Source organism: Herbaspirillum sp. C7C2, from assembly GCF_022627865.1.
Classification (GTDB): domain Bacteria; phylum Pseudomonadota; class Gammaproteobacteria; order Burkholderiales; family Burkholderiaceae_D; genus Herbaspirillum; species Herbaspirillum frisingense.
Window position 1 is genome coordinate 16,775 of sequence record NZ_JABXGI010000013.1, and the last position, 25,491, is coordinate 42,265.

Annotated in this window: 24 protein-coding genes and 1 tRNA gene; 9 read left to right on the forward strand and 16 right to left on the reverse strand. The window is 62.9% G+C overall.

Annotated elements, in window-relative coordinates; all coding sequences use genetic code 11:
- Positions 1-73: 73 nt before the first annotated feature.
- The 3 genes from HWE04_RS16370 to HWE04_RS16380 all read right to left on the reverse strand — a co-directional run bounded on the left by HWE04_RS16370 (position 74) and on the right by HWE04_RS16380 (position 2,418).
- A tRNA-Ser gene (locus HWE04_RS16370) sits at positions 74-167 on the reverse strand.
- Between the two features lie 151 nt (positions 168-318).
- Complete coding sequence (locus HWE04_RS16375; RefSeq protein ID WP_006462578.1) at positions 319-1,572, reverse strand: aspartate kinase; 1,254 nt, start codon at positions 1,570-1,572, stop codon at positions 319-321.
- Between the two features lie 567 nt (positions 1,573-2,139).
- Positions 2,140-2,418 (reverse strand): DUF4148 domain-containing protein, encoded by a 279-nt coding sequence (locus tag HWE04_RS16380; protein WP_077237099.1) that lies wholly within the window; start codon positions 2,416-2,418, stop codon positions 2,140-2,142.
- 230 nt (positions 2,419-2,648) lie between these two features.
- Here HWE04_RS16380 and HWE04_RS16385 point away from each other — a divergent pair, with 230 nt between their 5' ends.
- Positions 2,649-3,560, forward strand: a complete 912-nt coding sequence (locus HWE04_RS16385) for a LysR family transcriptional regulator (RefSeq protein ID WP_006462576.1) — start codon at positions 2,649-2,651, stop codon at positions 3,558-3,560.
- An 18-nt stretch (positions 3,561-3,578) separates the two neighbouring features.
- Here the strand turns inward: HWE04_RS16385 and HWE04_RS16390 are convergent, their stop codons facing one another.
- Positions 3,579-4,007 (reverse strand): thioredoxin family protein, encoded by a 429-nt coding sequence (locus HWE04_RS16390; RefSeq protein WP_006462575.1) that lies wholly within the window; start codon positions 4,005-4,007, stop codon positions 3,579-3,581.
- A gap of 121 nt (positions 4,008-4,128) precedes the next feature.
- Between HWE04_RS16390 and tsaB the strand changes: the two genes are divergently transcribed.
- From tsaB to HWE04_RS16410, 4 genes are read left to right on the forward strand one after another with little or no spacing between them, the layout of a single operon-like run.
- On the forward strand, positions 4,129-4,848 hold the full coding sequence (gene tsaB / locus HWE04_RS16395; RefSeq protein ID WP_241813065.1) for a tRNA (adenosine(37)-N6)-threonylcarbamoyltransferase complex dimerization subunit type 1 TsaB: 720 nt from the start codon (positions 4,129-4,131) through the stop codon (positions 4,846-4,848).
- Positions 4,845-5,342: a ribosomal protein S18-alanine N-acetyltransferase gene (gene rimI / locus HWE04_RS16400; RefSeq protein ID WP_241813066.1), complete on the forward strand. Its 498-nt coding sequence runs from the start codon at positions 4,845-4,847 to the stop codon at positions 5,340-5,342. The genes tsaB and rimI overlap by 4 nt, the downstream gene beginning before the upstream one ends.
- Positions 5,339-6,355, forward strand: coding sequence for a uracil-DNA glycosylase (locus HWE04_RS16405; RefSeq protein WP_241813067.1), 1,017 nt, complete (start codon positions 5,339-5,341; stop codon positions 6,353-6,355). Before rimI ends, HWE04_RS16405 begins: the two co-directional genes overlap by 4 nt.
- A gap of 12 nt (positions 6,356-6,367) precedes the next feature.
- On the forward strand, positions 6,368-7,393 hold the full coding sequence (locus HWE04_RS16410) for a DUF1853 family protein (RefSeq protein ID WP_241813069.1): 1,026 nt from the start codon (positions 6,368-6,370) through the stop codon (positions 7,391-7,393).
- A 24-nt stretch (positions 7,394-7,417) separates the two neighbouring features.
- Here HWE04_RS16410 and lplT read toward each other — a convergent pair whose 3' ends face one another.
- Positions 7,418-8,689 (reverse strand): lysophospholipid transporter LplT, encoded by a 1,272-nt coding sequence (lplT, locus tag HWE04_RS16415; RefSeq protein WP_241813071.1) that lies wholly within the window; start codon positions 8,687-8,689, stop codon positions 7,418-7,420.
- Positions 8,690-8,920: 231 nt separating this feature from the next.
- Here lplT and alr point away from each other — a divergent pair, with 231 nt between their 5' ends.
- Positions 8,921-10,000, forward strand: coding sequence for an alanine racemase (gene alr, locus HWE04_RS16420; RefSeq protein WP_241813072.1), 1,080 nt, complete (start codon positions 8,921-8,923; stop codon positions 9,998-10,000).
- 88 nt (positions 10,001-10,088) lie between these two features.
- Complete coding sequence (gene radA / locus HWE04_RS16425; protein WP_006462568.1) at positions 10,089-11,474, forward strand: DNA repair protein RadA; 1,386 nt, start codon at positions 10,089-10,091, stop codon at positions 11,472-11,474.
- Between the two features lie 29 nt (positions 11,475-11,503).
- On the opposite strand, the gene HWE04_RS16430 is transcribed toward radA, so the two are convergent.
- The 3 genes from HWE04_RS16430 to ompR are packed head-to-tail and all read right to left on the reverse strand — an operon-like array spanning position 11,504 to position 14,223.
- Positions 11,504-12,070, reverse strand: coding sequence for a flagellar protein FlhE (locus HWE04_RS16430; protein ID WP_241813073.1), 567 nt, complete (start codon positions 12,068-12,070; stop codon positions 11,504-11,506).
- On the reverse strand, positions 12,063-13,424 hold the full coding sequence (locus tag HWE04_RS16435; protein ID WP_006462566.1) for a sensor histidine kinase: 1,362 nt from the start codon (positions 13,422-13,424) through the stop codon (positions 12,063-12,065). Before HWE04_RS16435 ends, HWE04_RS16430 begins: the two co-directional genes overlap by 8 nt.
- Before the next feature lie 37 nt (positions 13,425-13,461).
- On the reverse strand, positions 13,462-14,223 hold the full coding sequence (gene ompR, locus HWE04_RS16440; RefSeq protein ID WP_039874787.1) for an osmolarity response regulator transcription factor OmpR: 762 nt from the start codon (positions 14,221-14,223) through the stop codon (positions 13,462-13,464).
- Positions 14,224-14,410: 187 nt separating this feature from the next.
- Between ompR and HWE04_RS16445 the strand changes: the two genes are divergently transcribed.
- The gene (locus tag HWE04_RS16445) at positions 14,411-14,692 is read left to right on the forward strand and encodes a hypothetical protein (RefSeq protein WP_006462564.1); all 282 of its coding nucleotides are present in this window, start codon (positions 14,411-14,413) and stop codon (positions 14,690-14,692) included.
- 147 nt (positions 14,693-14,839) lie between these two features.
- On the opposite strand, the gene HWE04_RS16450 is transcribed toward HWE04_RS16445, so the two are convergent.
- The 8 genes from HWE04_RS16450 to dapC all read right to left on the reverse strand — a co-directional run bounded on the left by HWE04_RS16450 (position 14,840) and on the right by dapC (position 23,190).
- Positions 14,840-15,499 carry an amino acid ABC transporter permease gene (locus HWE04_RS16450; RefSeq protein ID WP_006462563.1) on the reverse strand — a complete coding sequence of 220 codons (660 nt, stop codon included), beginning with the start codon at positions 15,497-15,499 and terminating at the stop codon, positions 14,840-14,842.
- A gap of 93 nt (positions 15,500-15,592) precedes the next feature.
- A complete protein-coding gene (locus HWE04_RS16455; protein ID WP_241813075.1) occupies positions 15,593-16,396 on the reverse strand; it encodes a cystine ABC transporter substrate-binding protein in 804 nt (267 codons plus the stop codon).
- A gap of 135 nt (positions 16,397-16,531) precedes the next feature.
- Positions 16,532-18,517 carry an ATP-binding cassette domain-containing protein gene (locus HWE04_RS16460; RefSeq protein WP_241813076.1) on the reverse strand — a complete coding sequence of 662 codons (1,986 nt, stop codon included), beginning with the start codon at positions 18,515-18,517 and terminating at the stop codon, positions 16,532-16,534.
- Between the two features lie 50 nt (positions 18,518-18,567).
- Positions 18,568-19,458 carry a 50S ribosomal protein L3 N(5)-glutamine methyltransferase gene (gene prmB / locus HWE04_RS16465; protein WP_241813078.1) on the reverse strand — a complete coding sequence of 297 codons (891 nt, stop codon included), beginning with the start codon at positions 19,456-19,458 and terminating at the stop codon, positions 18,568-18,570.
- Positions 19,459-19,482: 24 nt separating this feature from the next.
- Positions 19,483-20,610, reverse strand: a complete 1,128-nt coding sequence (gene dapE / locus HWE04_RS16470; RefSeq protein ID WP_102663001.1) for a succinyl-diaminopimelate desuccinylase — start codon at positions 20,608-20,610, stop codon at positions 19,483-19,485.
- A gap of 2 nt (positions 20,611-20,612) precedes the next feature.
- Positions 20,613-20,972 carry an ArsC family reductase gene (locus HWE04_RS16475; RefSeq protein WP_006462558.1) on the reverse strand — a complete coding sequence of 120 codons (360 nt, stop codon included), beginning with the start codon at positions 20,970-20,972 and terminating at the stop codon, positions 20,613-20,615.
- A gap of 114 nt (positions 20,973-21,086) precedes the next feature.
- On the reverse strand, positions 21,087-21,920 hold the full coding sequence (gene dapD, locus HWE04_RS16480; RefSeq protein WP_006462557.1) for a 2,3,4,5-tetrahydropyridine-2,6-dicarboxylate N-succinyltransferase: 834 nt from the start codon (positions 21,918-21,920) through the stop codon (positions 21,087-21,089).
- 58 nt (positions 21,921-21,978) lie between these two features.
- Complete coding sequence (dapC, locus tag HWE04_RS16485; RefSeq protein ID WP_241813079.1) at positions 21,979-23,190, reverse strand: succinyldiaminopimelate transaminase; 1,212 nt, start codon at positions 23,188-23,190, stop codon at positions 21,979-21,981.
- A gap of 376 nt (positions 23,191-23,566) precedes the next feature.
- Between dapC and HWE04_RS16490 the strand changes: the two genes are divergently transcribed.
- A complete protein-coding gene (locus HWE04_RS16490) occupies positions 23,567-25,333 on the forward strand; it encodes a methyl-accepting chemotaxis protein (RefSeq protein WP_241813080.1) in 1,767 nt (588 codons plus the stop codon).
- Positions 25,334-25,491 lie beyond the last annotated feature (158 nt).

The following is a 25,491-nucleotide window of genomic DNA, read 5'->3' on the forward strand; positions in this document are numbered from 1 at the left end:
GCCCCCGGGGAGGGGTGCCAATGTCGAGGAAGCAATAAAAAAGCCCCTGTAAAAACAGGGGCTTAGTAATGCTTGGCGGAGACGGAGGGATTCGAACCCTCGATACAGGTTTAAGCCCGTATGCTTCCTTAGCAGGGAAGTGCCTTCGACCACTCGGCCACGTCTCCACACTGAAGGCTGTTATCGCATTGCTGCGTTTCCTCAGCGAAGACCGAGATAATATCTTCTCATTTGCATCCGGTCAACAGTCGTCTTGCAAATAATCACTGTTTTTTACCGGTGCCGTCTTCGCTGCTGGGATAGTATGGGTGATGCAGATTACTTGGCGCTGTCCAGGTCGAAAGCCTTGTGCAGGGCGCGCACGGCCAGTTCCATGTACTTCTCGTCGATCAGCACCGAGATCTTGATTTCGGAGGTGGAAATCATCTGGATGTTGACGCCTTCTTCGGACAGGGTGCGGAACATCTGCGAGGCGATGCCCACGTGGCTGCGCATGCCCACGCCGACCACCGAGACCTTGGAGACCTTGGTGTCGCCGTTGATGGCGGCCGCGCCGATGTGCGCCTTCACGCTGCTGTTCAGCACTTCCACGGCCTTGGCGTATTCCGCGCGCGGGACGGTGAAGGTGAAGTCGGTCTTGCCTTCCACCGACTGGTTCTGGATGATCATGTCCACTTCGATGTTGGCATCGGCCACCGGGCCCAGGATCTGGTAAGCGATGCCCGGACGATCCGGTACGCCCAGCACGGTGATCTTGGCTTCGTCGCGGCTGAAGGCGATGCCGGTGATGGTTGCTTGTTCCATGTTCTTGTCTTCCTCAAACGAAATCAGGGTGCCGGAGGCGGCTTCTTCGGCCAGCGGCGTGAGCGGGTCGGTCAGAGACGACAGCACGCGGGTCGGCATCTTGTAGTTGCCGGCGAATTCCACCGAGCGGATCTGCAGGACCTTGGAGCCCAGGGAGGCCATTTCCAGCATCTCTTCGAAGGTCACGGTCTTGAGGCGGCGGGCGTCGCTGACCACGCGCGGGTCGGTGGTATAGACGCCGTCGACGTCGGTGTAGATCAGGCATTCGGCCGCCTTGATGGCCGCAGCCACCGCAACTGCGGAGGTGTCCGAGCCGCCACGACCCAGGGTGGTGATGTTGCCGTCGGCGTCCACGCCCTGGAAGCCGGTGATCATGACGATCTTGCCGGCATTGAGGTCCTTGCGGACCTTGGCGTCATCGATGGAACGGATGCGGGCCTTGGTGAAGGCCGAGTCGGTCTTGATCGGCACTTGCCAGCCGGCGTAGGACACGGCCTGCTTGCCCAGGGCCTGCAGGGCAATGGCCAGCAGGGCGACCGATACCTGTTCGCCGGTGGAGGCCAGCATGTCCAGTTCGCGACCGTCGGGCTGGGCCATGATTTCCTTGGCCATGCCCAGCAGACGGTTGGTTTCACCAGACATCGCCGAAGGTACGACGACGATCTGATGGCCTGCGTCGTGCCATTTGGCAACGCGCTTTGCGACATTCTGGATGCGCTCGATCGAGCCCATCGAAGTGCCGCCGTATTTGTGAACGTATAAAGCCATAGGGGGATAAAAAAAGGTGGCCCGACTTTGACAAGAAACCCTTAGCTAGGCCGGAAGGAACAAACCCTTGACTTTACATGCGGCGCGCCAAAATCTCAAGGGAAAGCTGGTTCTGGCTTGCGTTTGCACCAGGCCGGGATGGCAATTGAGGCATGTCGCGCCGCAGCAGAAATGAGCATGGGCGGGCCGCCGCATGCATGAATCTGGAGACTCACGGCATGGGAATGCGTACTCCGTGCGTTAAATTCGGCTGAAGCAGGAAAAGGGCGGGAGGATGCGGGGGCGATTCAGGAGGGGCGGGACGTAGGGCAGGAATGATTGGCGCACCAGCTGTCATGCGCCCGGTAACGACTGGCGGCATGGCAGGTGGTGCTGCGGTACTGTGAAGCATCGGTACTGCGGGTGAAGCTTTGCGGCGACGGCGGACCTGATTTCCAGGGCGGGCGGTTCGGACGCTATCGGGGCACTCATTCGCGTTCATTGATGATCAAACGCGGGGGATGCGCCGTGCGGAACACTGCCTGTGCGGAATCGGTCAATGCATCGACCGGGTGCGGAGTCTGTCGATCAGGCGCCGCTGTACAGGTTTTGCGCTGCGTTGTTGGCTTGTTGCACCTGGCTTTCGACTTCCTGGCGGCTCAGCTTGGAGGGCGCCTGACGCAGCACCGGGTACTCGTTGCGCGAGACGATCTCATGGTTGGCCTGGGCGCGTTGCAGTTCAGCCTTCACGTCGGCGCGGGTCTGGGTCGAATGGAACGGGGTTTCCGGCGGATACGGGGCTTCGGCCATGGCGGCACCGGCAGCGGCCAGCAGGGAGGCGGCAACGACAATATTCTTGATGTTCATGATAGGGTCCTCTGTTTGGTAAGTGGGTGGAACTACTTTGCCCAGATGCCGGCGAGTAAGGCACTCTCCTTGTGGGAAAGTCCACTCGTGGGCCAACTGGAGCAGGCGGTTGGGGCAGATGCTGCATTGCGCCAACCGATGACTGAAGTGTAAATATTGCGAAGCTAAAGAAAAATAGGTCTAATCGGAATTGACTATTTCTCTTTATGGAACAATCGGGGACTTGAAAAATGGATCGTCTGCAATCAATGCGGGTGTTTGCCAAGGTGGTGGAGCAGGGAAGTTTCGTGCGCGCCGCCGAGTTGCTGGAAATTTCCAACGCCGTGGCGACGCGTTTCATTGCCGATCTCGAGGCGCATCTTGGCACGCGTCTGCTCAATCGTTCCACGCGCAGGCTGTCGCTCACCGAGGCGGGGCAGGCCTACCTGGAGCGGGTGCGCATGATCCTGGGTGAGATCGATGACGCGGAAGCGCTGGTGTCGCTGGAAACCAAGCGTCCTGCGGGTACCCTGGCCATCTATGCCAATGCCGGTTTCGGGCAGTCGCAACTGGGCGAGTTGCTGGCAGGCTACGCCCAGGCATTTCCGGACGTGGCGCTGGATATCAACCTGTCCGACCGCTCCATCGATCTGGTGGAGGAGGGTATCGACATCGGATTTTTCAGCAGTCTGCAGAAATTCGACGCCAGCATGATCGTGCGCCAGCTCGGCGTGGCGCGGGTGGTCCTGTGCGCGTCGCCGGCATATCTGGAGCGCGCTGGCGCCCCGGAGCAACCGGAAGACCTGTCGCGTCATAGTTGCCTGAATTTTTCGCATGAATATCTGCGTCATCACTGGCACGTCAATACCGAGGCGGGGGTCCTGGATGTGCCCATCGTGAGCAAGGCGGTATCCAACAGTGGCGTGCTGCTGCGCGACCTGGCCCTGGCCGGGATGGGCATCGTCCTGCGGCCGTCCTACTCGCTGGGCGATGATCTGCGCTGCGGCAAGCTGGTGCAGGTACTGCCTGGCTTCGACATGGGGCAGGTGGTGATTTCCATGGTCTATCCGAGTCGCCGCCTGCTCTCGGCCAAGGTGCGCAGCTTCGCCGATTTCATCAGCGCACGCTTCCCCCATCCGGAGAGCGATCCCTGGCTGACCTGAAACAGTAGGGGATGGGCTTCAGCCGATGACGTCGGCGAGCTTGTCCAGCAGGCTGCACTCCTGCTGCCAGGTACGGCGCTCGGCGCTGCTGGCGGCTTCGCGCTGCAGTTCGGCGTCGCTCTTGTCGACCTGTGCCAGCAAAATGCGCTCGGCCAGCCGGGTGTCGGGCTCCATGGGGCCAAAGAAGGCCACGGTGGCGCCACGTTCGATCAATAAGGTCGGGAAGTTGTCGATATCGAGGTCACCAACGAGGTCGGCCTGGTCTTCGATGTCGATCCAGGTGAAGTGGTGTTGAGGGTAGCGTTCGGCCCAGGCCTGGAAGGCGGCCTCGTATTCGCGACAACTGCCGCACCAGTTGGCGCACAGGCAGGCAACGACCCACGTGTCGTTGCGCAGCGCCTCGGCGAGGTGGCGGCGGTTGGTCTGGTCAAGTTTCTGATAGGACATGGCGTGGCTATTTTACTCGCTTCACGTGCCGTTGTTTTGCGCCGCCGCATGAAGCTGCCGGAAGCTGCCGGAACGCGGCAAAGGAACCGAACAATTGCTCACCTCACGGTAAAATAGCGGGATGTCCACGATTCTTGCTATTGAAACTTCCACCGAGCTGGCCTCGGCCGCCTTGTTGCACCGGGGCGAACTGATCTCGCGCCAGTCGGCCGGCACGCAGACGCACTCCGATGCCATCCTCCCCATGATCCAGCAACTGCTGGCCGACGCCGGCCTGACATTGGCCCAGTGCGATGCCCTGGCCTTCGGCGTCGGCCCGGGCTCGTTCACCGGCGTGCGCACCGCATGCGGCGTGGTGCAGGGATTGTCCTTCGGCTGTGACCGGCCGGTGGTGCCGGTGGTCACGCTGGAGGCCGCAGCCCAGGCCTGTCGTGCCCTGGATGAGGGTGCCACCGAGGTGTTGGCCATCCTGGACGCCCGCATGGGTGAAGTCTACTGGGCGCGTTACCGGGCGCGCGCCGCGGGTGGCTGGGAGGTGCTGGCCGAACCCGCCCTGGCAGCGGCCGACCAGGTGCGTACCGAGGGACGCCCCACTGCCTGCGGCAATGGTTTGTCGGTCTATGCGGCCCATTTCGCGGCGCCATTCTGTGCCAGCCAGTTCGCGGCGACGCATCCGCAAGCCATGCCCCACGCACGTCAGGTGGCCCAACTGGGCCAGGTCTATTTCGGCCAGGGACGCGGATTGCCGGCGCAGGAGGCGCAACCGCTCTACCTGCGCAACAAGGTGGCCCTGACCACCGCCGAGCGCGAGCTGCGCGACGCTGCCAAGGGCGCTGCATGAGTGCAGGGGTCTTGCCGCTGTCGGCGCTCTCGCATCCGCAGCTGGGCCGCCTGCAATTCGCCCCCATGGGTGCGGGTGACCTGGATGCGGTCGTGCAGATCGAAGATGCCGTGTATTCCCACCCGTGGAGCCGTGGCAACTTCCAGGATTCGCTCTACAGCGGCTACCAGGCGCAGACCCTGCGCGACGCCAGTGGCCTGCTGCTTGGCTATTTCCTGGTCATGCTGGCCGTGGATGAGGCCCACCTGCTCAACATCAGCGTGGCGGCAGCGTATCAGCACCAGGGGCTGGGGCGCATGTTGCTGGATCAGGCCACTGCGGTGGCCCGCCAGCAGCAGATGCGGACCATGCTGCTGGAAGTGCGTGAATCGAATACGCGTGCGGCCAAGGTCTACCGTCGTTATGGATTCACGGAAATCGGCCGCCGCAAGAATTACTATCCCGCCGCCAACCAGACCCGGGAAGGGGCTATCGTCATGAGCCTGCCTTTATGAGTGAAGAAATGAAACAAGATCCCAGCTTCGGCTCCTCCCTGGCCCTGCTCGATGCACTGGGGATCGGCCCGGTATGGGTGAGGCGCGAACTGGCCGTGGAAGAAGCGGTGGAAGCGTCCGCAGCGCAAGATGCGGTCGCGCTGCCAGAAGTTGCCTCTGCCACCCAGCGCCAAGTCCCTGTGCCGCCACCGGAGGCCCCGGCCGTCGCTCCCGTTGCCCGGGCGCCGGTGACCAGTGATGCGGCAGCAATGCCACCTGCCGCGGCGCCCTCCGTTCCGGCACCGAGCGCGCCGCGGGTGCGTGCGCCGGTCGATGAGGACGGTGGTCCTCCGTCCTGGCTGGATGACATGAATTTCGCTACGTCGATGGAACCCATGCCCATCCCGGATGGCGATGAGGAAGAGGACGCCCCCGCCGTCGATCCGGTGATCGCCAGGATCAAGTCCATGGACTGGCCGCAGCTAAAGCAGCAGGTATCCGAATGCCGCCGCTGCGGGCTGTGCAACGGGCGCAAGAATACCGTCTTCGGCGTCGGTGACGAAAAGGCCAAATGGCTCTTCATCGGTGAGGGGCCGGGGCGCAACGAGGATATCCAGGGCGAGCCCTTCGTCGGACCGGCCGGCAAGCTGCTGGACAACATGCTGCTGGCCATGGGTGTCAAGCGGGGTGCCAACGCCTACATCGCCAACATCGTCAAATGCCGGCCGACCGATGACAATGGTCGTGACCGGCCGCCTTCGCCGCAAGAGGTGGCGGCCTGCCTGCCTTATCTGCAACGCCAGATCGAACTGATCCAGCCCACCGTGCTGGTGGCATTGGGCAAGACGGCGGCACTCTCGCTGCTGGGTCTGGACCCGGCCACGCCGGTCTCGCGCCTGCGCGGCAGCGTGCACCGCTATCAGGACCTGCCGCTGGTGGTGACCTATCACCCGGCTTATCTGCTGCGTACGCTCAACGACAAGAGCAAGGCCTGGGCCGACCTGTGCCTGGCCATGAGCACGTACCAGGCTTAGGCAGGCGGAGCGATGCACATCGGCGCCGCCCTGAGGACGCAGCTCGCCACGCATCAGGCCGGCTTTCACCAGCGCTGGCCTGAGCTACGCGACCCACACGTGCGGGCACTGGCCTGGTTGCTCTATGCTCCGGACCTGCTGGCGGCCGATGCGGCCAGCTGGGAGGGCAGCATTGCAACCCTGGGTCCCGTCTCACCCGCCGTGGCGGGCTGGCTGCACGACCTGCAATACGATCCCGTCCTCAACGCCGAGCTGCATGCCGAGATGGTGCGGCAACCGTCTGCGCGCCTGGGCCGCTATGCCGAGAAACTGCTCGGCTTCTACCTGCGCCAGCACGACTGGTTGGTTGCTGCCAATTTGCAGGTACGCAACCAGGGGCCGACGCGCGAGACGCTGGGAGAGTTCGATTTCCTGGTGAGTTCGCCGGAGGCGGACGAGCAGGGCGGAGTCGTACATTGGGAATTCGCGACCAAGTTCTATCTGCTGCAGGCACGCGATGCCTGCCAGGCCGATGCCTTTGTCGGCCCCAACCTGGCCGACTCCCTGGGGCGCAAGATGCGCAAGATCATGCAGCAGCAACTGATGCTGTCGGCCCACCCGGCAGCCCAGGCGGTGTTGCCGGCGCCGGTGGTGGCGGCCCGTGCATTGGTGAAGGGCTGGCTGTTCTATCGGCACGATGAAGCACTGGTGCTGCCGGCGGCGATGGGAATCGCGCCGGACCACTGTCGGGGTTTCTGGGGGGATGTGCAGTTCCTGAGGGAGCGCGACGATGTGGCAGACCGCTATGTGCTGCTGCCGCGCCTGTCCTGGCTGGCGCCGGCAAGGCTGCCGCTGGCCGAGGGATTGACGCTGGCGCAGTTGCTGTTGCGCCTGGAAAACCTGTTCCAGGCTGACGACAGCCCGGTCATGGTGGCCCGTTGTCGCCCGGGCGAATCCATGGAGCCGGAACTGCTGGAAACGGCGCGGGGTTTTATCGTGCCGCCGCAGTGGGAGCAGCGTGCCGCCGCAATCCAGCAGCACGCCATCGTTCAGGTCTGAATCGGCTGCAGTGCAGCTTCAGGCTCAGTGGTGGGGATGCTTGTCCTCGCCGATCAGGGCCAGGGAATCATGCTCGCGCTGGTTGGCCGCATGACGGCGCATGATCAGGTACATGATGCCGGCCACGAAGGTGCCGAAGATGATGATGACGGTATTCACATCCAGGTTCATGCGCACCATGAAGGCATACAGCACCAGCATGGTCAGCACCGAGAGGTTTTCGTTGAAGTTCTGGACGGCGATCGAGTGGCCGGCGCTCATCAGCACATGGCCCCGGTGCTGCAGCAGGGCATTCATCGGTACCACGAAGTAACCTGACAGCGCTCCCACGATCACCAGCAGCGGATAGGCGACCCAGACCGAGGTGGTGGTGGTCATCAGCATGACCACGATGCCCATGATGATGCCCAGCGGCATGACGGACAGCGATTTCTTCAGCGGCACGAAGCGGGCGGCGGCCATTGCACCCAGTGCCACGCCTACGGCGACGATCCCTTGCAGGATCGCTGCCTTGTCCAGCGGCATGTGCAGTGACTTCTCGGCCCATTTCAGGACGATGAACTGCAGGGTTGCGCCGGCACCCCAGAACAGCGTGGTCACGGCCAGCGAAATCTGGCCCAGCTTGTCCTTCCAGAGGGTGGTGAAGCAACCGGCAAAGTCCACGATCAGGCGGATGGGATTGCGTTGCTGGTTTTCGTAGCGGGCGCCAGTGTCGGGAATGTAGAAGTTGAACAGCGCGGCGATGACGTAGATGCAGGAGATGATGCACAGTGCTGCTTCGGTGGGGGTATCGATGGGAAAATCGACCATCGGGAAATCGAAGCTGAGGATTACCGCGGAAATCTTCGGGTTGACCAGCGCTCCGCCCAGGACCGTGCCCATGATGATGGAGCCCACCGTCAACCCTTCGATCCAGCCGTTGGCGGCGACCAGTTTCTCAGGTGGTAGCAATTCGGTGAGGATGCCGTACTTGGCCGGCGAATAGGCCGCCGCGCCGAAGCCCACCACCGCGTAGGCCAGCAGCGGATGGACGGTGAAGAACATGAGTGAACAGCCGACGATCTTGATCATGTTGGTGATCAACATGACCTTGCCTTTCGGGAAGGCGTCGGCAAAGGCGCCCACGAAAGCCGCCAGCAGCACGTAGGAAAGCACGAAGAACAGCTTCAGCAGCGGGGTCATCCACGCTGGCGAATGCATTTCGGCAAGTAGGGCGATGGCGGCGATCAGCAGCGCGTTATCGGCGAGCGACGAAAAGAACTGCGCCGCCATGATGGTATAGAAACCGCGATTCATCCCTGTCCAAGATGTATAACAAATGATGTCCGGCTAGCTTTATACCATGAAACCATGAGCTCTCCGTCATAAGTCAAACCAGAAAGATGTTCGTCCGGTAAAATGCCCGCTTGTTCCGCGCCAGGCAAAAACTTCCGGGCCAAGCGCGAGAAGCAGGCCCCTGGCGGGCCTGTCGCCTCGCCGCATGCGTTGCCTGTCATTTGCCCACCGTCATCAGCCTACCCCGACATCATGCCAAGACCGATCGTTGCCTCCATCAGCCTTTCCGCTCTTCAACACAATCTGGCCGTTGCCCGCGCCCATGCTCCCGGGGCCAAGGTCTGGGGCGTCGTGAAGGCCAATGGCTATGGTCACGGACTGGAGCGCGTCATGCGCGGATTTGCAGCCGCCGATGGTCTGGCACTGGTGGAACCCAACTATGCGGTGCGCCTGCGCGAACTCGGCTGGACCAAGCCCGTCCTGCTGCTGGAAGGCTTTTTCGATGCCGATGACCTGCCGGTGCTGGCGCGTCACGACATCCAGTTCGCCGTCCACTGCGAAGAACAGATCACCCTGCTGGAGGCCTACGCGGGTGAAGCCAACTGGCATGTCCACCTGAAGATGAACAGCGGCATGAACCGCCTGGGTTTCCAGCCCGACGTCTTCCGCGCTGCCTATGCACGCCTGCAGAAGATCGCCGGGGTGCGCAGCATCACCATGATGACCCACTTCGCCAACGCCGACGATGCCGGTAACCCGGCGCTGCCGCTGAAGGAACAGGTGCGGCGCTTCCAGGCCGCCACGGAGGGCCTGGTCGGTGCCAGGAGCCTGTGCAATTCGGCGGCCGACCTGATGCATGGCGAACTCGCGCATGACTGGATCCGGCCGGGCGTCATGCTCTATGGCGGTACCCCGGGTGGCGGCACGGCGGCCGATTTCGGACTGCGCGCAGCCATGACGCTGGAAAGCCGGATCATCGGCGTACAGGATGTCCAGCCCGGGGAGGCGGTCGGCTACGGCAGCCGCTTCGTGGCCGACAAGCCGATGAGGCTGGGGGTGGTGGCCTGCGGTTATGCCGATGGCTATCCGCGCCACGCACCCACGGGTACACCGATACTGGTCGATGGCGTGAAGACGACCACCGTGGGCCGGGTATCGATGGATATGCTGGAAGTCGACCTGACCGCTATCCCCGGTGCAGGCGTGGGCAGCCATGTCGAGCTGTGGGGGCAAGGCCTGCCCATCGACGAGGTGGCGTTTTCTGCGGGCACCATCGGTTACGAGTTGATGTGCGCGCTGGCCCCACGCGTGGCCGTGCGCGAAGTAGAGTAATCCGGGAACAGATCGGGAATAGACCGGAAACAGACCGGAAAAAGCCGAGACAGGTGCCCGGGACGCAATAAGGAACAGCAAGGCGACAATGGCGAAGCTCAAGACCAACTACACCTGCACGGAATGCGGCGGGATCAGCAACAAATGGGCCGGCCAGTGCCCGTCCTGCGGACAGTGGAACACCCTGGTCGAGACCCTGGTGGAGCCGGCCGGTGGCAATCGTTACTCCTCGACGCCGCAAAGCCTGGCGCAGACCGCCCCGGTGCTCAGCCTGGCCGACATCGAGGCCATCGACGTGCCGCGTTTCGGCACCGGCATCGAGGAATTCGACCGGGTGCTGGGCGGCGGCCTGGTGCCGGGCGGGGTGGCTCTGATCGGTGGCGATCCCGGCATCGGCAAGTCGACCCTGCTGCTGCAGGCGCTGGCCAATATCTCCAAGCTGAAGAAGGTGCTCTACGTCAGCGGAGAAGAATCCGGCTCGCAGATTGCCCTGCGCGCCAAGCGGCTGGCGGTGGATGCGCGCGAACTGCAACTGCAGGCCGAGATCCAGCTCGAAAAGATCCTCGCCACCCTGGCCGAACACAAGCCGGAAGTGGCCGTGATCGACTCCATCCAGACCGTGTATTCGGATGCATTGACGTCGGCGCCCGGCTCGGTTGCGCAGGTGCGCGAATGCGCGGCGCAGTTGACGCGGGTTGCCAAGACCTCCGGCATCACCATCATCATGGTTGGCCACGTGACCAAGGAAGGTGCACTGGCCGGCCCCCGCGTGCTGGAACACATCGTGGATACGGTGCTGTATTTCGAGGGCGATACCCATTCCAGTTTCCGCCTGGTGCGTGCCTTCAAGAATCGCTTCGGCGCGGTCAACGAACTGGGCGTGTTCGCGATGACGGAGAAGGGCTTGAAGGGCGTGTCCAACCCGTCCGCCCTGTTCCTCTCGCAGCACGAGAATCAGGTGCCTGGCTCCTGCGTCATGGTGACCCAGGAAGGTACACGTCCACTGTTGGTGGAAATCCAGGCCCTGGTCGACAGTTCGCATGTGCCCAACGCCCGCCGTCTCTCGGTCGGCCTGGAGCAGAACCGGCTGGCCATGTTGCTGGCCGTGCTGCATCGTCATGCGGGAGTTGCAGCGTTTGACCAAGATGTGTTCATCAATGCTGTGGGTGGAGTGAAGATTACGGAGCCCGCGGCCGATCTGGCGGTGCTGCTGGCGATCAATTCATCGATGCGCAACAAACCCCTGCCACGGGGCCTGGTGGTCTTTGGCGAGGTAGGGCTGGCCGGCGAAATCCGTCCGGCACCGCGTGGTCAGGAACGCTTGCGCGAGGCCGCCAAACTGGGCTTCTCGATCGCCGTCATTCCCAAGGCCAACGCACCCAAGCAGCCTATCGAGGGCTTGAAGGTGATTGCGGTGGAACGCATCGACGATGCCCTGCAGAAGGCACGCGAGATCGACGATCTGGCGGCCTGAGTCGCTTGCCCAGGCCGATAAGGCAGCGCTCAGCGGGGAATATCGAAGGTCACGATGACCTGGTTGACCTCGCCCTTGACCGGCGCTTCGCCGGTGCGCGTGCTGCCGCGTACGCCGTAGTAGAGCTGGAAAGGCAGGCTGGCATCGCGCCCGTTGAAGAAGTCGGTGCTGCCGCTGTCGGCATGGCTGACATCCCAGCACAGGGCCGCATCCTTCCAGCAGAGACGGGCTTCAAAGCCGGCCGGCTTGCGCGCTACCGTGTAGCGCCAGCTGACCTTGCTGATGGTGGCGCCCGGCGGGATCTGACCCACCACCTTGAACTGCGTGAGATAGTCGGCATTGCGGGCGCGGATGTCCGGACCCGCTTCGTCCGAGGCGTAGGCGCCGCTGGGGCCATTCGTGGCGGCGGCTGGTACTACGGGTGAGGGCGCTGTCGGCGTGACGGGCGATACGATGATGATGGGGCGGCGGTTTTCCGTGCCGCCCTGCGGCAGGCTCAGGATGCGATCAGCATAGCTCTGGGCCGGTGCCAGAGCAGGGAGCAGGGCGCTACCGGCCAGCAGCATCATGCTGGCCAGCCCGGCGCGCTCACGCATGGCGACGATGCCCCTTCAGCGGCAGCGTGATCTGCACCAGCAGGCCGCCACGGGTTTCTTCATGACCCTTCAAGCTCAGCTTGCCATTGTGCTTGAGCACGATGCGGTTGACGATCGCCAGGCCCAGTCCGGAACCGTTGGCCTGTCCGCGCGCGGTATCGAGCCGCGTAAACGGGCGCAGCAGGCGCTCGCATTCATTCTCCGGCACGCCCGGGCCATGATCGAACACATCCACCACTACGTGATGCCCTTCGATGCGACTGCGCAGATGGATCTCCGCACAATCGGTGCCCGGCGTCTTGCCGTAGCGGCGGGCATTTTCCACCAGGTTGCTGAAGACCCGCGCCAGCTCGGTGCCATTGCCGGCGACTTCGGTGGCCGGGGTGATCTGGGCGGTGATCTTCACGTCGGACAGCCGGCCGGAGTTGCTGGCAACGTCTTCCAGCAGGCTGGCCAGGTCGATGGTTTCCAGATTGCTGGTGTCAAAAGGTTTGGCGTAGTCGAGGAACTGCCCGATGATGCTATCCATCTGCGCCAGATCCGAATGCATGCCATCGCGCGATTCGTCGGAGAGGTTGGCCATCTCCACTTCCAGCTGCATGCGCGCCAGCGGGGTGCGCAGGTCGTGCGAGATGCCGGCCAGGATCAGGGCCCGGTCGGACTCGATGCGATTAAGGTCGGCCACCATCTGGTTGAAGCTGCGGTTGGCTTCCTCGATCTCGGTCGGTCCGGACTCGGGTAGCGGCTCCGGTTGCCGCCCCTTGGCGATGGCGCGGGCCGCAGCCGTCAGGCGCGCCAGCGGCTGGTTGATCAGGGTCGAGATGAAGACCGCGCCGATCAGCGACAGGAACAGTGCAATCGAGCCCCAGCCCAGCCATTGCAGGCTGGAGGTGCGATCCAGGCGGCCACGGTCGAGCATCAGCCAGTACTGGTCGTCATCGATGTTGAAGCTGATCCAGAACCCTTCGACGTCGTTCACGCTGGAGGCGAAGGTGGTGTTCTCATCCAGCGACTGGCGCACGTAGTACTCCAGTTCGGGGACGATGGGTGAGTCTTCCGGCGGGACGATGCGGTCGGTCTTTTCCAGCGGATAGATGCGGATACCTTCATTGCTGGCCAGGTCGAACAGGAGTTCGCGTCGCATCTCCGGCGCCGAGTGGGTCAGCGCAGCGCGGGTGATGGTCACGACCGAGACGATCTGGGCGGCCAGCTGCTCCGCACGCGGGCCGCGTTCGACCATGCGGAAACTGGCCACCCAGGCCACCATGCTGGCGGTGATCAGGAAGGTCAGGAGGAAGAAGGTACGCCAGAACAGGCCGTTGCTGAACCATCCTGATTGGGGTCGGGCTTTCATCGGCAAACGGCCTGCAGGTCAGGGGTGAAGCGGGCGATCAGCGCGGTTTCCCTTCCGGGATGAAGACATAGCCCAAGCCCCAGACGGTCTGGATGTACAAGGGATTGGCCGGATCCGGCTCGATCAGCTTGCGCAGGCGGGAAATCTGCACGTCCAGACTGCGGTCGAAGACTTCATATTCGCGACCGCGCGCCATTTCCATCAGTTTTTCACGCGACAGCGGCTGGCGGGCGTTACGGGCAAAGACCTTCAGTACCGAGAATTCGCCGGTGGTGAGGGAAATCGTTTCGCCGTTCTTTTTCAGGGTACGGGTCCCCAGATCAAGGATGAAATCGCCAAATTCGAAGGTTTCCGGCGTCTCCGAAGGCGCACCCGGAAGTTCGTCCGGGCCCTTGCGGCGCAGCACCGCGTTGATGCGGGCCACCAGCTCACGCGGATTGAACGGTTTGGGCAGGTAGTCGTCGGCACCCATTTCCAGGCCGATGATGCGGTCCACGTCCTCGCCCTTGGCGGTGAGCATGATGATCGGGGTCTGGTCGCCGGCGCCGCGCAGGCGGCGGCAGATCGCCAGGCCATCTTCGCCGGGCAGCATCAGGTCCAGCACCAGCAGATCGTAGCGCTCACGGATCCAGAGCTTGTTCATGGCCTGGGCGTTTTCGGCCGTGACCACGTTGAAACCCTGTTCGGTCAGATAGCGACGCAGCAGGTCGCGCAGGCGGATATCGTCATCCACCACCAATACTTTGAATTGATTGGCGGATGTTGTCGTATTACTATTGTTGCCAGTAGTTGTATTCATGTTGCCTATGGTAGCGTCTTGGCGATTTTGAGCAAGTCAGTGCGGATGATCCATTACAAACTGTTACATACCTTACCTTAATCATCTTATACCATCGCGGCCTGCGGCCTAAACTGGAATCAAGCACGAAAGCCATGTCGTCAGTGCTTTCCCTTTTGATTCTCTGTCCTCGGAAAATACGCACATTATGAAGATTGCAGTCGTCAACAAGCTATGTCTGGCAGTGATGCTGGCGCTCGGTGTGGGAGCGGCCGCGTCGGCAGCCCCACCACAGGGTGGCCGGCCGATGCCGGGGCAGCCGGGCGACTTCCGTCAGCACGCGGGTGATTTCAACCCGCAGGATCACCGCAATCAGATCGCCAGCGATCAGGATCAGCGCCGCAACGGCAAGCTCAGCGCCGATGAACGGCGTGAACTGCGGCGCCAGATCAACGAGGTCGGTCAGGACATCTACCGCGTCAAACGCTAGAGTTGATTGCTGATTCATGGATGTCGTCGGCACGGAAAGATTCCCGCCCCGATCCACAAATGCGAAAAGCCCGGATGCACAACATCCGGGCTTTTTTGCGTTCACTGATCGCAGTGCTCGCTGCGCCTGCGCAAGACCTCGCCCGATCTATATCTGGTGCGCCTTGCCTAGTTTCTTTTCCAGACGATGCTGCAGGGCCTCGAAACACAGGCTGAGCATCCAGTAGATCGCCGCTGCCGCCAGATAGAGCGGTAGCGGGCGGAAGGTCACGGCGATCACTTCCTTGGTGGCCAGCATCAGTTCCGTGACGGTAATGACGGAAACCAGCGAGGTATCCTTGATCAGGCTGATCAGGGTGTTGCTCATCGAGGGGACGGCGATACGCACCGCCTGCGGCACGATGATGTAGCGCAAGGTCTGGAAATAGGTCAGCCCGACGCTGTAGGATGCGTTCCACTGACCTCGGGTAACGCCCAGGATGGCACCGCGCAGGCTTTCCGACAGGTAAGCCCCGGCGTTCAGGCTCAGGGTCAGGACGCCGGCCGTCAGCGGCGAGAACTCGATACCGATCCCCGGCAGGCCGTAATACACCACGAAGATCTGCACCAGCAAGGGCGTGCCGCGCATCATGCTGACGTAGAGCGCAGCCGGCCAGTGGATTGGGCGCCAGGGAACGATGCGCGCCACGGCCAGCACGAAACCCAGCACCAGTCCGCCCACCATGGACGCCAGTGCAAAAAGCAGGGTATAGCCCACGCCCTTGGCCAGGGTGGGGGCGGCTTGCTGTAGCAGTTCCAGGATTTCCATAGGCATTCGATATAAAAAATTATCCCCGCAATGCGGGGATAAGTCGGTCCGCCCGGTCAGCGCCGGGCGGCATGGAGCGCCGGTGAGCGCGCCTTATTGTGCTTTCGGCGCCTGGCTCACGTCAATGCCGAACCACTTCTCGGAAGCGGCCTTGAAGCTGCCGTCGGCCTTGATGTCGGCCAGGGCCTTGTTCAGCGCGGCCTTGAATTCCGGGTTGCCCTTGCGGAAGGGAATGCCGATCTTGTCGACGGTGCCGATGGGGCTGCCGGCCTTCAAGGGCAGGTTGGTCGACTTCAGGATGTAGCCGACCAGGAGGCTGTCGTTCAAGGCGGCGTCGATGCGACCAGCGGCCAGGTCAGCCAGGTATTCCGGCGAACCCGGATAGGTGCGCACGTCGATGCCCGGCACGGCCTTGGCCTTCTGTTCGAAGTTGGTGCCCTGGCCCAGGCCGAGCTTCTTGCCCTTCAGGTCGTCCAGGCTCTTGAATTCGCGCTTCTCATCCTTGCGCACGATCAACTGGGCGCTGGAGAGGGTGTAGGGATCGGAAAAGTCGAAGGCCTTCTGGCGTTCGTCGGTAATGCCCACCTGGTTGATGATGACGTCATACTTGCCGGCGCCCAGGCCTGCCAGGATGCCGCTCCATTCGGTGGTGGTGAAGACGGGTTTCACGCCCAGCTTGGCCGCCAGCAGCTTGGCCACGTCGACCTCGAAGCCGGTCAGCTCGCCCGTCTTGGCGTCCTTGAAGTTGAACGGCGGGTAATTGCCTTCCAGCGCCACTTTCAGGGTGCCGCTGCTCTTGACCGATTGCAGCAGGTCAGCTGCGGAAACGCTCAGGGAAGAGGCCAGCAGTGCAGCGCCAACGCCAGCCAGCAGCCATTGCTTGATGTTCTTGTTCATTTGTCGATTTCCTTTCGAAAACAATCGCCACGAAAATGCAGCCAGGTCGCCATGATGCCTTCGTTTTGCCGAACTGCAAGGGCAGGCTTAAGACTTTGATGTAGAAAGCTTATGCCGGCCCCCAGCCAGGCGGCATCAGGCCTGCAGTTGCTCCAGCGCTTCCTGCTGCTCCAGCCACTCGTTCTCCAGCTGTTCGAGCTCCTTGCTGCAATAGGCCTGGTCAGTGATGAGCGTCTTCAGTTCTTCCTTGTTGGCCGCATCGTAGATATCGGCACTTCCCAGCCGCGCATCGATGTCAGCCTTGCGCGCATTGAGCTTGGCGATCTGTTCGTCCAGCCGCTTGATGCGCGTCTCGATGGGTTTCTTCAGCGCCGACATCTTCTGGCGCTGCTCGGCTTCCAGTCGCTTCTGCTCCTTGCGGTCCACATTGCTGGCCGATGAAGCAGCATCCACCACCTGGCTGGTCGTGGGCAGAGGCGCTGCGGCAGCGGCATCATTGCGTGCGGCCAGCTTGGTCTTGAAGAGCCAGTCCTTGTAGTCGTCCAGGTCGCCGTCGAAGTCTTGCAGCTTGCCCTCTGCCACGATCAGGAACTGGTCGGTGGTGGCACGCAACAGGTGACGATCGTGGGACACCAGGACCAGCGTGCCTTCGAACTGCGCCAGGGCCATGGTCAGGGCTTCGCGGGTTTCCAGGTCGAGGTGGTTGGTCGGTTCGTCCAGCAGCAAGAGGTTGGGGCGCTGCCAGACGATCAGCGCCAGGGCCAGTCTCGCTTTTTCGCCACCCGAGAAGGGCGCGATGGAGGACGAGGCCATGGTGCCGTTGAAGTTGAAGCTGCCCAGGAAGTTGCGCAACTCCTGCTCGCGCACATCCGGCGCCAGTCGCGTCAGGTGCCACAGCGGCGATTCGTCATGGCGCAGCATCTCCACCTGGTGCTGGGCAAAGTAACCGATCACCAGCCCCTTGCCCAGGCGGGCCGTGCCGGACAAGGGATCGATCTCGCCTGCCACCGTCTTGATCAGCGTGGACTTGCCGGCGCCGTTGACGCCCAACAGGCCGATGCGCTGGCCGTTCTGCAGCGAAAAGTCGATGCCGTGCACGATGATCTTGTCTTCATCCGGTGCGCCGTTCTTGCCCTCGATGTGATAGCCGGCATTGACCTTTTCCATCACCAGCAAGGGGTTGGGCGCCGACAGCGGTTCGCGGAACTCGAAGGAGAATTCGGCCGCCGCGCGCAGCGGCGCCAGTTCTTCCATCTTGGAGAGCGCCTTCATGCGGCTCTGCGCCTGGCGCGCCTTGGTAGCCTTGGCCTTGAAGCGGTCGATGAAGGATTGCAGGTGGGCGCGCTGGCGCTGCTGTTTCTCGATCATGCCAGCCATCAGTTCCAGCTGGGCAGCGCGCTGGCGCTCGAAGCCGCTGTAGTTGCCGGAATAACGCTTGAGCTTGCGATCATCGATATGAACGATGACATTGACCACGCCATCCAGGAAATCGCGATCGTGGGAAATGATCAGCAGGGTACCCGGGTAGCGCTTCAACCAGTCTTCCAGCCAGATGATGGCATCCAGGTCCAGGTGGTTGGTCGGTTCATCCAGCAGCAGCAGGTCGGACGGGCACATCAGCGCCTGCGCCAGGTTCAGGCGCATGCGCCAGCCACCCGAGAAGCTGGCCACCGGGCGCGCCATCTGTTCCAGCGAAAAGCCCAGGCCCAGCAGCAATTGCTCGGCACGCGAGCGCACCGTATAGGCGTCGGCATCGGCCAGTGCGGTGTGCAGTTCGGCGATGTGATTGCCGTCGTGCTTGTCATCGGGCTGCGCTTCGGCACGGGCCAGATCGGCTTCCAGCTGACGCAGGTGGGCGTCGCCATCGATGGCGTATTCGATGGCCGGACGGTCCAGCGCCGGCGTTTCCTGTGCCACGTAGGCCATGCGCCAGCGTGCCGGGAAATCGATATTACCCTGGTCGGCGTGCAGTTCGCCACGCAGCATGGCGAACAGGCTGGACTTGCCGGCGCCATTGGCGCCGATCAGGCCGATCTTGTCGCCCGGGTTGAGCGTCAGGTCGACATTCTCCAGCAGCGGCTTGACGCCGCGCTGGAGGGAGACTTGCTGGAAACGGATCATCGGTGATTCACAATCAGTGGAACGCGGTGGAGCAGGGCGGGCCTGGCAGTTCAGCCCAGTTGCAGTTGTTCGGCCGTGACCAGGAACACCATGTCGTCACCGGCGCTGGTGGTCAGCCAGGTCAGTTCCAGTTCCGGGAAGGCGGCTTCGGCAAAGGCGCGTTCGTTGCCGATCTCGACCACCAGCACGCCTTCGGGCGTGAGGCGTTCAGCGGCACCAGCGACGATCTTGCGCACCAGGTCCATGCCATCCTCGCCGCCGGCCAGCGCCAGCTGCGGCTCGCGCAGGTATTCCTGCGGCAGCTTGGCCATGGAACCGGAATTCACATACGGCGGATTGCTGATGATCAGGTCGTACTTGCGGGCCGGCAGCTTGGTGTAGAGGTCCGACTCGACCAGGGTGATGCGATCCTGCAGCTGGTACTCGTCCACGTTCTTGCGCGCCACCGCCAGTGCATCGGCGGAGATATCGACGGCATCGATCTGCGCATGGGGGAAGGCGTCGGCCAGCAAGACCGGCAGGCAGCCCGAACCGGTACACAGGTCCAGCGCATTCACGATGGCTTCCGGGTCCTGGATCCACGGCGAGAAATGCTGCGGAATCAATTCGGCGATGAAGGAACGCGGTACGATCACGCGCTCATCGACGTAGAAGCGATAGGCACCCAGCCAGGCTTCGTTGGTGATGTAGGCGGCCGGCACGCGGTCCTTGCTGCGACGCTCGATCACCCGCATGACGGAGGCAATTTCCTCGGGCAGCAGACGCGCATCGAGGAAGGGATCGAGCTGGTCCAGCGGCAGCTTCAGCGTATGCAGGATCAGGTAGGCTGCCTCGTCCAGCGCATTGCTGCTGCCGTGACCGAAGAACAGTTGTTCGGTGTTGAAACGGGTCACGGCGTAGCGCAGCAGGTCGCGGACGGTGGAGAAATTGTTGGGGGTCATGATGTTCTCTTCAATGCCGGGCACTCAGGCCAGCAGGTTTTCCAGCGTCTTGCGGTAGATGTTCTTCAGGGGATCGATGTAGCGCACCTCGATGTGCTCGTCGATCTTGTGGATGCTGTCGTTGGGCGGCCCGAACTCGATCACCTGCGGGCAGATCTGGGCGATGAAGCGGCCATCGGAGGTGCCGCCGGTGGTCGACAGTTCGGTCTCCAGCCCGGTCTCGTCCTTGATCGCCTTGGCCAGCGCGTCCGACAGGTCGCCGCGCGGGGTCAGGAAGGGCAGGCCGCCGACCGTCCACTTCAGGTCGTATTCCAGGCCATGCTTGTCCAGGATGGCATGCACGCGCTGCTGCAGGCCCTCCACGGTGCTGGCGGTGGAGAAGCGGAAATTGAAGTCGATCACCACTTCACCCGGGATCACATTGGAGGCGCCGGTGCCGCCGTGGATGTTGGAGACCTGCCAGGACGTCGGCAGGTAGTACTCATTGCCCGCATCCCACTGCTCGGCGACCAGCTCGGCCAGCGCCGGCGCGGCCTGGTGAATGGGGTTGCGCGCCAGTTGCGGATAGGCGATGTGGCCCTGGATGCCCTTGACCGTCAGCTTGCCCGACATGGTGCCGCGGCGGCCGTTCTTGATCATGTCGCCCAGGGTCTTGGCCGAGGTCGGCTCACCCACGATGCAGTAGTCCAGTTGCTCGCCACGTGCCTTCAGGGCATTGCAGACCACCACGGTGCCGTCGATGGCCGGGCCTTCTTCATCGCTGGTGATGAGGAAGCCGATCGAGCCCTTATGATCCGGATGGGCCGCGGTGAACTCCTCGCAGGCCACCACCATGGCGGCGATCGAGGTCTTCATGTCGGAGGCGCCACGGCCATACAGGCGGCCCTCGCGCAGGGTCGGCTGGAAGGGATGCGACTGCCACTTCTCCAGCGGGCCGGTGGGCACCACGTCGGTGTGGCCGGCGAAGACCACCAGCGGCTGGGCTGTTCCCTTGCGCGCCCACAGGTTGGTGACGTCGCCGGACTGGATGGTCTCGCAGACGAAGCCCAGGGGCGCGAGCAATTCCGCCAGCCGCGCCTGGCAGCCTTTGTCTTCAGGGGTGACGGAAGAAAGGGACATCAATTCCTGGGTCAGGGCCAGCGTCTTGCTCATGATCATTTCTCGAAAATGTGTTGATACTGATCGGCCTTGAAGCCGACGTGATAGTGCTTGCCGTCGAAGAGCACCGGGCGCTTCACCACCGAGGGGTTTTCCACCATGAGTGCAACTGCGGCAGCGTCATCGGTGATGGCGGCCTTGCGTTCGTCAGGCAGGGCGCGCCAGGTGGTCCCCTTGCGGTTGACCAGCACGTCGCGCTCCACGTCCTTCAACCAGGCTTGCACCTGTGCGGCCTCCAGGCCGGCCTTCTTGAAATCGTGGAAATGGAAGGCGATCCCTTGCTCGTCCAGCCACACGCGGGCCTTCTTGACGGTGTCGCAGTTGGGGATGCCGTAGAGGGTGATCTTGTCGCTCATGCTCGTTCTCGCGCTTTGCAATCGGGGCCACTAGAACACGACGCCGCGCCGGTGTACGAGACGACCGGCGCGGCGCGTGGTGATGCAGGACTTCAATGAAGCCGCAAGGCGGGATTACTCGCCGCGCAGCAGTTCGTTGATGGAAGTCTTGGAACGGGTCTGGGCATCGACCTTCTTGACGATGATCGCGGCGTACAGGCTGTACTTGCCATCCTTGGAGGGCAGGTTGCCCGGTACCACCACGGAACCGGCCGGCACGCGGCCGTAATGCACTTCACCGGTTTCGCGATCGTAGATCTTGGTGGACTGGCCGATGTACACGCCCATGGACAGCACCGAGTTTTCTTCGATGATGACGCCTTCGACCACTTCCGAACGGGCACCGATGAAGCAGTTGTCTTCGATGATGACCGGACCGGCCTGCACCGGCTCCAGCACGCCGCCGATGCCGACGCCGCCGGACAGGTGAACGTTCTTGCCGATCTGCGCAGCCGAGCCGACGGTGGCCCAGGTGTCGACCATCGTGCCTTCATCGACATAGGCGCCGATGTTGACGTAGGAGGGCATCAGCACCACGTTGCGGCCGATGAAGGAACCGTGACGGGCCACAGCCGGCGGCACCACGCGGAAGCCACCCTTGGCGAAATCTTCGGCGGTGTAGTTGGCGAACTTGGTGGGCACCTTGTCGTAGAACTGCGGGTAGCCGGTACCGGCCGACATCGGCACGTTGTCTTCCAGGCGGAACGACAGCAGGATGGCCTTCTTCACCCATTGGTTGACTTCCCACTGGCCGACGCCTTGACGGTTGGCGACGCGCAGGGTGCCATCGTTCAGGCCTGCGATCACTTCGGCGACTGCATTGCGGATGTCGGCCGGAGCGCTCTTGGGGGACAGGCTGGCGCGGTCTTCCCACGCCTGATCGATGATTTGCTGAATGGACTGTGTCATGTTGGTATCTATGAACGGTTGGGTGAAAGGGGTATTGGTCTCGCTTGTCGGCGGGCTTTTAGCCCTTGCCGGCGAGTTTCTTGGTAAAGGCGACGATGCGTTGCGCCGCCTCCAGGCATTCCTCGACTTCGGCCACCAGCGCCATGCGGATGCGACCGGCGCCCGGATTGACGCCATGCGCCTCGCGCGCCAGGTAGCTGCCGGGCAGCACCGTGACATTATATTCGGCGTACAGGCGACGGGCGAATTCGGTGTCGCTGATGGCGACCAGCTTGTCGACCTTCGCCCAGAGGTAGAAGGCCGCGTCCGGCAGCGCTACGTCCAGCACTTCCTGCAACAGCGGGGTGACCTGCGAGAACTTGGTGACGTACTTGGCGATGTTGTCCTGGACGTGGGTCTCGTCCTTCCAGGCTTCCACCGACGCTGCCTGGATCACCGGGCTCATGGCGCCGCCATGGTAGGTGCGGTAGAGCAGGAATTTCTTCAGGATCGCCGCATCGCCGGCCACGAAGCCTGAGCGCATGCCTGGCACGTTGGAGCGCTTGGACAGGCTGGAAAAGGCGATCAGGTTGCGGTAGTCGCGGCCCAGCTTATGGGCGGCTTCCAGGCCACCCAGCGGCGGCTCCTGCTTGAAGTAGATTTCCGAATAGCACTCGTCGGAAGCGATCACGAAGCCATAGCGATCCGACAGGGCGAACAGTTCCTTCCAGTCTTCCAGCGTCAGCACCGCGCCCGTGGGGTTGCCGGGCGAGCAGACGAACAGCAGCTGCACGCGCTCCCACACCTCCTGCGGCACCTGGCTGAAGTCCGGTGCAAAGTTGCGCGCCGGGTCGGAATTGACGAAGTACGGCTGGGCCCCGGCCAGGTAGGCCGAGCCTTCGTAGATCTGGTAGAACGGGTTGGGGCACATCACCAGCGCGCCGGGCCTGGTGGGGTCGATCACGGTCTGCGTCAGCGAGAACAGTGCCTCACGCGAACCATTGACCGGCAGGATTTCGGTGGCCGGATCAGGGCGCGGGATGCCATAGCGATTCTGCAGCCAGTCGGCAATCGCGCCGCGCAGGGCATCGCTGCCCAGCGTGGCCGGGTAGGACGCCAGGCCGGCCAGGTTGTCGGTCAGCGCGCGCTTGATGAATTCCGGTGTCGGATGCTTGGGCTCGCCGATACCCAGGCTGATCGGACGATAGGCGGGATCGGGCGTGATGCCGGCGAAGAGCTTCTTGAGCTTTTCGAAGGGATAGGGCTGCAGTTGGTCGAGTAGGGGATTCACGTCGCTGGGGCTGGAGTAAAGCTGCCCGGGCCGGCAACTGGCAGGATCATCAGCGAGAACGCGATCATCAGGCAGGAAGGACGGCCACGGCAAAGGGCTGGGAAAGCTTGCGATTATACCGTCATTGCCGCGCCGATGGTCGCCTGGCGAATTGATACGATGACATGCATGAGAGACAAGAGGTCCGGTTGCCGGCAAGCGGGCTGCGCAGGTGTTCAGTCCATGTTGCGGCCACGTTATGAAATGTGCAATCCCGAAAATCAGGCCTGCGTAGCGGGTGTATTCAGCGGATTGTCAGCAAGCTTTCGGGGGTATTGTGGGCGCTCGCCAAAACTGGCCGGCTCACAAGGCTGGCACTGAACCCCGGAGAACAAGAATGAAAAGCCTAAAGGCGCAGCTACTGTCTGCGCTGGTCGTGATGTGGGTAGGTCTGTTGCTGCTGGCCGCCTGGTCGGCCTTCAGCGCCCGTGAAAACATGATGGACGAACGCAAGGACGGCCTGCGTCGCGTGGTCGAGGCCGCCAATGGGGTGGTCAACAGCTATGTGGCCGATGTCGCCGCCGGCAAGATTTCCAAGGAAGAGGCGCAGAAGAACGCGCTGGAGCGCATCGCCGCCATGCGCTATGACGGTGACAACTACCTTTTCATCTTCGATTCCCGCCCGGTGGTGTTGATGTTGCCCTCCAACAAGGCCATGATCGGCAAGAACGTGGCCGATCGCAAGGATTCCGAGGGCAAGGCCTATTACGTCGAGATGATGAAGGTCGGCCAGGAAAAGCAGCAAGGCTTCGTCCAGTACATGGGGCGCCTGCCTGGTACCGATGACAGCAACCGCACCCCCAAGATGAGCTATGTCGTGCACAACAAGACCTGGGACTGGTTCATCGTCACCGGCGTGTTCCTGAGCGACGTACAGGCACAGTTCCGCAGCGACCTGATCCGGCTCCTGGGCATCCTGCTGGTGGTGGGCGTGGTGGTGTCGGTGATGATGCTGGCCATCATCCGCCGCATCACCGGCAGCCTGGGCGGCGAGCCGGCCTATGCGGTGGGCATCGCCACCCGTATTGCCAATGGCGACCTGACCGTGAAAGTCGATACCCGGCCCGGTGACAAGCGCAGCTTGCTCTACGAGATGGCGACCATGCGCGAACGCCTGGCCGGGGTGATCAAGGGCATCCGTCAGGGCACCGATGCCATCGACGTCGGTGCGCACGAGATCGCGGCCGGCAACCTGGACCTGTCTTCGCGTACCGAAGAGCAGGCTGGTTCACTGGCGACCACCGCGTCCAACATGGATTCGCTGACCGCCACCGTCAAGCAGAACGCCGACAACGCCCGCCAGGCCGGGCAACTGGCCAACAACGCTTCGGAAATCGCCAAGCGCGGGGGCGAGGTAGTGGGGCAGGTGGTGCAGACCATGGAAGGGATTACTGAAAGTTCGCGCAAGATTTCGGACATCATCGGCGTCATCGATGGCATTGCCTTCCAGACCAATATCCTGGCCCTGAACGCCGCCGTCGAGGCGGCGCGGGCCGGCGAGCAGGGCCGCGGCTTTGCCGTGGTGGCTTCCGAGGTGCGCTCGCTGGCGCAGCGTAGTGCCCAGGCTGCCAAGGAAATCAAGGCCCTGATCGAAGATTCGGTGCAGCGCGTGGGCAGTGGCTCCGACCAGGTGGCCCGCGCCGGTGAAACCATGGGCGAGGTGGTCTCGGCGGTGCATCGCCTGACCGATATCGTCAGTGAAATCTCGGCCGCTTCCGAAGAGCAGCGCCGCGGCATCGAACAGGTCAACCTGGCCATTGGCGAGATGGATCAGGTGACCCAGCAGAATGCGGCTCTGGTCGAGGAAGCCGCCGCCGCAGCCGGCTCGCTGGAAGAGCAGGCGCGACGCCTGAAGGCGGCCGTGGCCACCTTCCAGGTCGAAGGCGAGGCCTCCGCCGCGGAAGCTGCTGCGCGCCCGGTCCCGGCAATGGCGGCCAAGCCGGCGTCCGCTCCGGCCTTCAAGCCGACCCCGAAGGCGGCCGCTCCGGCGAACCCGGCAGCCCCCGCCAAGGCTGCCGCGCTGGCCATACCGGCGGCCAAGCCGGCTGCTGCCGGGAAGAAGCCGGCGCCCACCGGCGATGACGGCGACTGGGAAACCTTCTGATCCTTGCTGCCGCCGTAGATAGCGCTTGACGCTGTGCCGATGCAAGTCGGCGCAGCGTTTTTGATTGGGCGAGGAAGGGGCGGTGACAGCGCCGGCCAGGGCTTGGGCGAGGGCCGTTTTTGGCCGTGGCGGGGGCTGGCGATGTTATGATACCGGCC

What these genes read in the sequence shown, in the direction of transcription:
- HWE04_RS16375 (WP_006462578.1), bottom strand. Translation starts at nt 1,572, where the DNA reads ATGGCTTTATACGTTCACAAATACGGCGGCACTTCGATGGGCTCGATC.
- HWE04_RS16380 (WP_077237099.1), bottom strand. Translation starts at nt 2,418, where the DNA reads ATGAACATCAAGAATATTGTCGTTGCCGCCTCCCTGCTGGCCGCTGCC.
- HWE04_RS16385 (WP_006462576.1), top strand. Translation starts at nt 2,649, where the DNA reads ATGGATCGTCTGCAATCAATGCGGGTGTTTGCCAAGGTGGTGGAGCAG.
- HWE04_RS16390 (WP_006462575.1), bottom strand. Translation starts at nt 4,007, where the DNA reads ATGTCCTATCAGAAACTTGACCAGACCAACCGCCGCCACCTCGCCGAG.
- tsaB (WP_241813065.1), top strand. Translation starts at nt 4,129, where the DNA reads ATGTCCACGATTCTTGCTATTGAAACTTCCACCGAGCTGGCCTCGGCC.
- rimI (WP_241813066.1), top strand. Translation starts at nt 4,845, where the DNA reads ATGAGTGCAGGGGTCTTGCCGCTGTCGGCGCTCTCGCATCCGCAGCTG.
- HWE04_RS16405 (WP_241813067.1), top strand. Translation starts at nt 5,339, where the DNA reads ATGAGTGAAGAAATGAAACAAGATCCCAGCTTCGGCTCCTCCCTGGCC.
- HWE04_RS16410 (WP_241813069.1), top strand. Translation starts at nt 6,368, where the DNA reads ATGCACATCGGCGCCGCCCTGAGGACGCAGCTCGCCACGCATCAGGCC.
- lplT (WP_241813071.1), bottom strand. Translation starts at nt 8,689, where the DNA reads ATGAATCGCGGTTTCTATACCATCATGGCGGCGCAGTTCTTTTCGTCG.
- alr (WP_241813072.1), top strand. Translation starts at nt 8,921, where the DNA reads ATGCCAAGACCGATCGTTGCCTCCATCAGCCTTTCCGCTCTTCAACAC.
- radA (WP_006462568.1), top strand. Translation starts at nt 10,089, where the DNA reads ATGGCGAAGCTCAAGACCAACTACACCTGCACGGAATGCGGCGGGATC.
- HWE04_RS16430 (WP_241813073.1), bottom strand. Translation starts at nt 12,070, where the DNA reads ATGCGTGAGCGCGCCGGGCTGGCCAGCATGATGCTGCTGGCCGGTAGC.
- HWE04_RS16435 (WP_006462566.1), bottom strand. Translation starts at nt 13,424, where the DNA reads ATGAAAGCCCGACCCCAATCAGGATGGTTCAGCAACGGCCTGTTCTGG.
- ompR (WP_039874787.1), bottom strand. Translation starts at nt 14,223, where the DNA reads ATGAATACAACTACTGGCAACAATAGTAATACGACAACATCCGCCAAT.
- HWE04_RS16445 (WP_006462564.1), top strand. Translation starts at nt 14,411, where the DNA reads ATGAAGATTGCAGTCGTCAACAAGCTATGTCTGGCAGTGATGCTGGCG.
- HWE04_RS16450 (WP_006462563.1), bottom strand. Translation starts at nt 15,499, where the DNA reads ATGGAAATCCTGGAACTGCTACAGCAAGCCGCCCCCACCCTGGCCAAG.
- HWE04_RS16455 (WP_241813075.1), bottom strand. Translation starts at nt 16,396, where the DNA reads ATGAACAAGAACATCAAGCAATGGCTGCTGGCTGGCGTTGGCGCTGCA.
- HWE04_RS16460 (WP_241813076.1), bottom strand. Translation starts at nt 18,517, where the DNA reads ATGATCCGTTTCCAGCAAGTCTCCCTCCAGCGCGGCGTCAAGCCGCTG.
- prmB (WP_241813078.1), bottom strand. Translation starts at nt 19,458, where the DNA reads ATGACCCCCAACAATTTCTCCACCGTCCGCGACCTGCTGCGCTACGCC.
- dapE (WP_102663001.1), bottom strand. Translation starts at nt 20,610, where the DNA reads ATGAGCAAGACGCTGGCCCTGACCCAGGAATTGATGTCCCTTTCTTCC.
- HWE04_RS16475 (WP_006462558.1), bottom strand. Translation starts at nt 20,972, where the DNA reads ATGAGCGACAAGATCACCCTCTACGGCATCCCCAACTGCGACACCGTC.
- dapD (WP_006462557.1), bottom strand. Translation starts at nt 21,920, where the DNA reads ATGACACAGTCCATTCAGCAAATCATCGATCAGGCGTGGGAAGACCGC.
- HWE04_RS16490 (WP_241813080.1), top strand. Translation starts at nt 23,567, where the DNA reads ATGAAAAGCCTAAAGGCGCAGCTACTGTCTGCGCTGGTCGTGATGTGG.